General features: G+C 61.3%; 5 protein-coding genes. 2 read left to right on the top strand and 3 right to left on the bottom strand.

Features of this window, described 5'->3' with window-relative positions:
- Positions 1-806 (bottom strand): GTP-binding protein (locus V8359_RS11575; protein WP_336429039.1); only part of this gene is annotated, 806 nt, incomplete at its 3' end.
- A 191-nt stretch (positions 807-997) separates the two neighbouring features.
- A complete protein-coding gene (locus tag V8359_RS11570; protein ID WP_336429038.1) occupies positions 998-1,549 on the bottom strand; it encodes a hypothetical protein in 552 nt (183 codons plus the stop codon).
- A 136-nt stretch (positions 1,550-1,685) separates the two neighbouring features.
- On the opposite strand from V8359_RS11570, the gene V8359_RS11565 reads away from it, so the two are divergent.
- Positions 1,686-3,035 (top strand): cytochrome P450, encoded by a 1,350-nt coding sequence (locus V8359_RS11565; RefSeq protein ID WP_336429037.1) that lies wholly within the window; start codon positions 1,686-1,688, stop codon positions 3,033-3,035.
- A gap of 123 nt (positions 3,036-3,158) precedes the next feature.
- Here V8359_RS11565 and V8359_RS11560 read toward each other — a convergent pair whose 3' ends face one another.
- Positions 3,159-5,597: a DNA topoisomerase IV subunit A gene (locus V8359_RS11560; protein WP_336429036.1), complete on the bottom strand. Its 2,439-nt coding sequence runs from the start codon at positions 5,595-5,597 to the stop codon at positions 3,159-3,161.
- Positions 5,598-5,737: 140 nt separating this feature from the next.
- Here V8359_RS11560 and V8359_RS11555 point away from each other — a divergent pair, with 140 nt between their 5' ends.
- Entirely contained in the window at positions 5,738-6,553 is an 816-nt protein-coding gene (locus V8359_RS11555; protein WP_336429035.1) for an SH3 domain-containing protein, read from the top strand.
- Positions 6,554-6,597: the final 44 nt, after the last annotated feature.

Raw genomic sequence — 6,597 nt, 5'->3', positions numbered from 1 at the left:
ATGCCGACGATTTCAAGCTCGTCGCCCACGTTCACAACGCCACGCTCGACACGGCCGGTCACAACCGTGCCGCGGCCGGAAATCGAGAACACGTCCTCGATCGGCATCAGGAAGGGCTGATCCACCGCACGCTCGGGCGTCGGGATATAGTCGTCGACCGCCGCCATCAGCTCACGGATCTTCTCTTCGCCGATCTCGGGGTTGTCGCCGTTCATCGCCGCCAGAGCCGAGCCCGCAACGATCGGAATGTCGTCGCCGGGGAAGTCATACGAACTCAGAAGCTCGCGGATTTCCATCTCGACCAGCTCGAGCAGCTCCTCGTCATCGACCTGGTCGACCTTGTTCATGAACACAACCAGCGCGGGCACGCCAACCTGACGGGCCAGCAGGATGTGCTCACGGGTCTGGGGCATCGGGCCGTCGGCCGCGTTCACCACGAGGATCGCGCCGTCCATCTGCGCGGCGCCGGTGATCATGTTCTTCACATAGTCGGCGTGCCCGGGGCAGTCGACATGCGCATAGTGACGCGCTTCGGTCTCGTATTCCACGTGCGCGGTCGAGATGGTGATCCCGCGCGCCTTTTCCTCGGGCGCGCCGTCGNCTTCGGTCTCGTATTCCACGTGCGCGGTCGAGATGGTGATCCCGCGCGCCTTTTCCTCGGGCGCGCCGTCGATCTGGTCATATGCACGGAAATCACCAAAATACTTCGTGATCGCCGCCGTCAGCGTCGTCTTGCCGTGGTCAACGTGACCAACCGTCCCGATGTTCACGTGCGGTTTAGAACGGTCAAACTTTTCCTTTGCCATATTCCGGGCACCTTATTGTTGCGGGGCGATCACCCCTGTTGCTCTTTCCGCGCGCCGTTTAGTGCGTTGCCGATCGAAAATCAAGCCACTCGATGCGTTGTCGCCCGTTCCGCCCTCAAAGTTTCATGGGCTGCCTGAGCGCCCAGACCATAGGGGCGCCGGCGTGGCAACGTTATGCATCGTCGCGCCGCTCAGGCCTCATTTCCGGGCTTGAACCACCCCTCGTTCAGATACTGCCGTCTCAGCCAGTTCTGGATAAGCTTGGCGGCGTTCCGGCTCAGATTCTCGATCTGCGTTTCCTTCGATTGCGTCAGGCCCGAGCCGATCATCGTCTCGCCTGAAATCGTCTCGACCACCGTAATAGTTTCCGGCTCATCGTTCAGCTTCTTCTGCGCGGCGTCGTCCCATACGGTGACGTTGATGATCAGGGCCGACTTCGGAGATGCGACCACCGGCACACCGGGAACAGCCAGCACATAGCCTTCGACCGCGATACCGAGATGATAAAGCTTGTCACCCTCGTAGCGACTGAACCGCTCTTGTACGGCCTTTTCCATCGCGGCGATCCACTCCTCCTTGCTGGCTTCGCGCGATGCCGGGCCCTTGGTCAGGTTCGGCGCGACCACCACATTGTGGCCCAATCCGAATGCCCCGAGTTCCACAGGCGTGCGGTCAAGGTCGTTGGGATTGGTGCAAGCCGCCAGAGACAGCACGGCGAAGATCGTCAGAATGAAACGCAGCATAAGATCAAAGGCCCCCAAGCCCGGCAGTGACCGTTCACCGATAGCGCAGGGCAACGCGGCGCGCAACGATTTGCCCCAACGCGGTCAAGGGCCTATATCTGACACAACCCTTGCGCCACAAATGGAAGCGCCGCCCATGACCGCAGCAACACCCGTCCGTGTCCCTCTCGTGACCGAACCGATGGGCATCCTCGGCTCGTTGCGCGCGGCGCGGGCCAATGTCTTGTCGATCATACCCGATCTCGCCACCCGTCAGCCGATGGTCTCGGGCCGGACCGGCAAGCGGTGGCACATGGTGATGGACCCCGGCGCGATCCGCCGCATCCTTCTGGAAGAGGTGGACAATTATCCAAAATCCATCGTCACCAAGAATCTACTGAAACCGGCGATAGGCGAGTCGCTGTTTATCGCTGAAGGCGCGCATTGGCGCTGGCAGCGACGCGCCGCCGCGCCCGCGTTTTCGCATCGCAACGTGATGAACCTCGCGCCCATGATGACCGCCGCCGCCGACCGATCGGCGAACCGTATCGCAGACGCGGGACCGCGCGCCGTGGACGTGGCCGAAGACATGGTGCGCACCACCTTCGACGTGATCAGCGATGTAACCTTTTCGGGCGGAGACACGTTTGATCCCGAGGGCGTGCACCGCGCCATCGACCATTACATTTCAGCAGCGGGCAAAATCTCGCTGTTCGATATACTCGGGTTTCCCGATTGGGTGCCACGCCCCGCGCGCGCCAGTTCGGGCGCCCAGTTGCGCCAGATGAAGGCGGTGGCGGATACCGCCGTGGAGGAGCGCCGCGCCCGAGGACCGGAGGGTGTGCCGGATTTACTCGACTTGCTACTTTCCGGCGAAGACCCTGAAACAAAACGTAAAATGAATACTGCGGAGTTGCGAGACAACCTGCTTACCTTCATTGTTGCGGGGCACGAGACGACCGCGCTCACGTTGGCGTGGTCGCTCTATCTCTGTGCGTTCGATCAGGACGTGCAGGACCGCGCCCGCGCCGAGGCACAAGCGGTGCTTGACGGGCCCGCCACCGGCAAAGACGTCGAGCGCCTACCCTTCATCCGTCAAATCGCCGATGAGGCGCTGCGCCTCTATCCACCTGCGGGCATGATCTCGCGTACGGCACAGGCCGCCGACACGCTCTGTGGGCGCGAGGTGCGGCCCGGCGACACGGTAATTATCCCGATTTATGCCTTACATCGCAGTCACTTGCTCTGGAACGACCCGGACCTGTTTGATCCCGGACGATTTGCAGACCGCAAGTCGGTGGACCGCTATGCCTACCTGCCCTTCGGAGATGGGCCGCGCATCTGTATCGGCGCCAGTTTCGCATTGCAGGAGGCGGTGATCATCCTCGCCACACTGCTTGCGCGCTTTCGGTTCCGGCCTGTTCCGGGGCGCGACCCGAAGCCCGTGATGATCCTCACCCTGCGCCCCGAAGGCGGTGTTTGGCTGACTGCCGAAGAGGTCGGTTAACGCGGCGCACGGAACGTCGGTATTCACGTCGGCATTCACGTCGGTATCGCGTCGGTGCGCGTTCACATGACGCCGCCTGCTTAGGTCAGGCAATAACCACCCGAATACAGGCGTGCCGCGCCTTCAGGTGAACCGATTGTCCCGAGGGAATCCGCGTGGCGCCATCCGGCCCGTGCCCGCGCGTTTGCCCGTCCATTCGGCCAGATCGGTTTCGGTGCGCGTACGACCCGCCGGGTCACGCCAGCTCAGCCCGTCTTCCAGCGCAAAGGTCGTTGCATCAGACAGGCCACCATCCTTGTACTTTTGCAACCTAACCCCCTTACCTCTCCCCATTTCGGGAAGCTCTGACAGCGCAAAAACCAGCACCTTGCGGTTTTCACCCACAACCGCCACGTGGTCGCCCGATACCGGTTCACAGACCTTGGCACGGGCATCGCCACGCACGTTCAACACCTGTTTGCCACTGCGGGTCTGAGCGATCACCTCGTCCTCGCCGACGATGAACCCATCGCCCGCCGAAGACGCCACCAGAAGCTTGCGGCCCGGACGGTGAATGAACAGATCCACGATCCCCGCATCGTTGGGCAAATCCACGATCAGGCGCAGCGGCTCGCCCATACCCCGTCCGCCCGGCAGGTTCGCGGCCGACAGGGTATAGAACCGCCCGTTCGTGCCAAAGACCAAAAGCCGGTCGGTGGTCTCGGCATGGAACATGAAGCGCGGCCCATCGCCATCCTTGAACTTGAGCTCGCGCCCGAGGTCGATATGCCCCGTCATCGCCCTGATCCAGCCCATCTGGCTGCACACCACTGTGATCGGCTCGCGGTCGATCATCGCTTCTAGAGGCACATCCTCGACTTCGCCCGCCTCGGCAAAGGTGGTGCGACGGGCACCGACATTGCGACCATCGAGGGTATAGCCCTTGCCGAAGGTTTTCCTGATCTCTCGGAGCTGATCCGCGATCGCCGTCCATTGCAGCTGCTCTTCCTCGAGCAGATCCTCAAGCCCGGCGCGCTCTTTCATCAACTGATCACGCTCTTTCACCAGCGCCTCTTCCTCAAGCCGTCGCAAACTGCGCAGACGCATGTTGAGGATCGCTTCGGCCTGCACATCCGAAAGCCCGTTTTCCCGGCCCTCGAAGCTGTGGGGCACCTGACGTTCGGGCGCGCTCTCGGCAAGGATGCCGGTGGCCGCCGCCGCTTCGTCCGCCATCAGCGTGAGCGCGGAGACATCCACCCCTTTCAGCGGCGAGTGATAGGCGCTTTCGTCCATCGCGCGGCTCAGGGTCGATTGATGCGGCGTGCTCCAATCCTCATACATGAGGGCCGCTTTGGGATCGTCATCATAGCGAATGATTTCGATCACGCGGTCAAGGTTCACAAATGCGGTGATCAGCCCCTGAAGCACTTCGAGCCGGTGGTCGATCTTGGCCATCCGGTGCCGTGAACGCCTTTTCAACACGTCGCGCCGGAAATCTAGGAAGGCGCGCAACACCTCCTTCATGGAACAGACCTTGGGTGTGACGCCGTCCACCAGCACGTTCATATTGAGCGAGAACCGGACTTCCAGATCAGAGTTGCGATAAAGCATCCCCATCAGAACCTCGGGGTCCACGTTCTTTGACCGCGGTTCAAGGATCATCCGCACATCATCCGCGCTCTCGTCGCGGATATCGGCAAGGATCGGCACTTTCTTGGTCTGGATCACCTCGGCCAGCTTCTCGACCAGTTTGGATTTCTGCACCTGATACGGAATTTCCGTGACCACGATTTGCCATTGGCCCCGGCCCAGATCCTCGACTTCCCAGCGACAGCGAAGCCGGAACGCACCGCGCCCGGTGCGATAAGCCTGCGCGATGTTCTCGCGCGGCTCGACAATGACGCCTCCCGTTGGGAAATCGGGGCCCTTCACATAATTCAAAAGCGTGTCATCCCGGCAATCGGGCGTATCGATAAGATGCAGGCAGGCCTCCACAAGCTCACCGATATTGTGCGGCGGTATATTGGTGGCCATCCCCACCGCGATGCCCGACGATCCGTTTGCCAGAAGGTTGGGAAACGCCGCCGGAAGGACGACAGGTTCGGTCAGGGTTCCATCATAGTTTTCGCGGTAATCAACCGCGTTTTCGGCCAGCCCCTCAAGCATCGCCTCGGCAACCGCTGTCATGCGGGCCTCGGTATAACGCGGGGCGGCGGGATTATCGCCGTCGATATTGCCGAAATTGCCCTGCCCGTCCACAAGCGGATAGCGCACGGCGAAATCCTGAGCCAGCCGCGCCATCGCGTCATAGATCGCCGCATCGCCGTGGGGGTGATAGTTCCCCATCACGTCGCCCGAGATTTTCGCGGATTTTCGGAAGCCACCGGTGGAACCCAGCCGCAGTTCACGCATTGCATATAGGATACGGCGATGAACGGGCTTCAACCCGTCCCGCGCGTCCGGCAATGCCCGGTGCATGATCGTCGAGAGGGCATAGGTAAGATACCGCTCTCCGATCGCGCGGCGCAGTGGCTCGGTCACCTCGTCAGGGGTCTTGTCGGGATCATCCAGAAGGTCGCTCATGGCGCTTCTGATAGCCACGGTCGAAGCTACCGTAAAGCCGCTTCGGGGAAAGTTTCGCGGAATTCCCACAAGGGAGGGTCGCGAATCGTGTATTGTGTAACCGTCTCACGTGGTGCGGCGGCCAGTGTCAGGGGGATCGCATGTGGCGCTTCATTCTAGTCAGTTTCGGGTTTTTGGGTTTCGCGTTCTATGAACTGAGCGGCGGAGCCGAGTATCGTCCCGACGAAAACTCCCTTCAGGCCCATATGCAACGTGAGCGCAACAAGGCAGGCGACACCGATCTTCGGGTTGCAACGACCGATGCCGCCCCCGAAACACAGCAGGCACCGCAGGCCGAACCAAGCGCAGAGCGCCTTCCCGATGTAGAGATCGTTCAGGCTTCTGCCGGGCAATCAGGCGACGATGCCGCGATTGATGCCGCCGTGGCCACCGCGCTTGAGCGGGAAAAAGATGAAGACGTGTCTCGGACCCGGTCGGCCTCGACCTCAGGGGTCGAAACACCATCAAAGACCAAGAAAACGCAAACCAAAACAGTGACCCGCGCCGTGATCGGCCTCGAAGAGCTTGCCCAACAGTCGCGTGACAATGTGCAGCTCACGCTTGCCAACTCGACCGGTCAGCGTGGGTTCGGGGCCTTGGGTCATGCTCTTGAAATCGAACAGCAAACGGTCACGTCCGACACGAGTGAGAGCGATGTGACAAACACCGCATCAAGCGCCACGGAGATCACGAAAGTGATCATCGCCGACAGTACACCGACAGATTTGCGCAAAGTGACCGGCAACTTGGTCAACATGCGCGCCGGTCCCGGCATAAGGTATGAGAGCGTCGACCAGTTGGACGAGGGCACCAAGGTGCAGGTGCTCGAGGATATGGGAAATGGCTGGCTTCGGCTGCGTGTCCAAGAAACGGGTCTCACCGGCTATATGGCCGATTGGCTGCTGAGCAGCGGGTAACTGAATTTCATTGCCTCCCGCGGTGGATCACAGCATGGTCGCCG

The organism is Roseovarius sp. E0-M6 (assembly GCF_037083845.1).
In the GTDB taxonomy this organism is placed as follows: domain Bacteria; phylum Pseudomonadota; class Alphaproteobacteria; order Rhodobacterales; family Rhodobacteraceae; genus Roseovarius.
The sequence above is the reverse complement of the archived record's forward strand: the minus strand, read 5'-3'. Positions and strand labels throughout refer to the sequence as shown.